Genomic DNA, 1,451 nt, shown 5'->3' with positions numbered 1-1,451 from the left:
ATTGAGCATTGCCTTGGGTGACGAGCATCTCGTCTAGCATATAGCTCAATGCTTCCTGACCAGCACTGTAGCTTAGTGAAGTTCTTTGACCATCCTGTACATACTCGAGTGCAAATGGTGCTGCTTCATTCTCCCAGCTTGGCGGTGGTTCATACGATACGATGCCGCGAAGCGTCAGCTCTGCGGGGCCATAGTTTACGTGATTAACCCTAATCGTTGCCACGAATTCTGTGGACATCGTCGGCAGGTTCCATACATAGCTGCCATTCACTTCCTCTAGCCCTTCATCGTTAATCGTTACCGAGGTAATTTCAGAATCGGCTACGCTCGGCGCAAAGACGAGCTGATCATCCCCAACTGAAACTATAGTCTCATCTAGTCGATAGCTTAGCGTCTCTTCAATCGTGTAGCTTAACGCTTCTCTGCCGCTATATAGAACATACTCCACTGCAAATGGTGCTGCTTCGTCCTCCCAGCTTGGTGGCGGTTCATACGATACGATGCCGCGAAGCGTCAGCTCTGCGGACCCATAGCTTGGATGATACACGTCAATCAACGCGTAAAGATCTGATGACGATTCAGGTAAATCCCATACATAGCTGCCATTAACCTTTTGTACGTCCACACCATTTATCGTTACCGCTGTAAGATCAGCACCTGCTACATTCGGAGTAAGAATTAATTGAGCATTGCCTTGGGTGACGAGCATCTCGTCTAGCATATAGCTCAATGCTTCCTGACCAGCACTGTAGCTTAGTGAAGTTCTTTGACCATCCTGTACATACTCGAGTGCGAATGGTGCTGCTTCGTCCTCCCAGCTTGGCGGTGGTTCATACGACACGATGCCACGAAGCGTCAGCTCTGCAGGGCCATAGTTTACGTGATCAACCCTAATCGTTGCCACGAATTCTGTGGACATCGCCGGCAGGTACCATACATAGCTGCCGTTCACTTCCGCTAGCTCTTCATCGTTAATCATTACCGAAGTAATTTCAGCATCGGCTACGCTAGGTGCAAAGACGAGCTGATCATCCCCCACTGAAACGATAGTCTCATCTAGTCGATAGCTTAGCGTCTCTTCAATCGTGTAGCTTAACGCTTCTCTGCCGCTGTATAGAACATACTCCACTGCAAATGGTGTCGCTTCGTCCTCCCAGCTTGGTGGCGGTTCATACGACACGATGCCGCGAAGCGTCAGCTCTGCGGACCCATAGCTTGGATGGTACACGTCAATCAACGCGTAAAGATCTGATGACGATTCAGGTAAATCCCATACATAGCTGCCATTTACGTTATCTAGCTCTTCTCCGTTAATCGTTACCGTTGTAAGATCAGCACCTGCTACATTCGGAGTAAGAATTAATTGAGCATTGCCTTGGGTGACGAGCATCTCGTCTAGCATATAGCTCAATGCTTCCTGACCAGCACTGTAGCTTAGTGAAGTTCTTTGA

General features: G+C 48.7%; 1 protein-coding gene. It reads right to left on the bottom strand.

All coding sequences use genetic code 11. The annotated features are described in order from the left end of the window. On the bottom strand, positions 1-1,451 hold a 1,451-nt coding region (locus M3180_RS22240; RefSeq protein WP_251671618.1), incomplete at both ends, for a hypothetical protein.

Source organism: Paenibacillus camelliae (genome assembly GCF_023715345.1).
Classification (GTDB): Bacteria; Bacillota; Bacilli; order Paenibacillales; family Paenibacillaceae; genus Pristimantibacillus; species Pristimantibacillus camelliae.
This window is presented reverse-complemented; position numbering and strand designations above follow the sequence as displayed.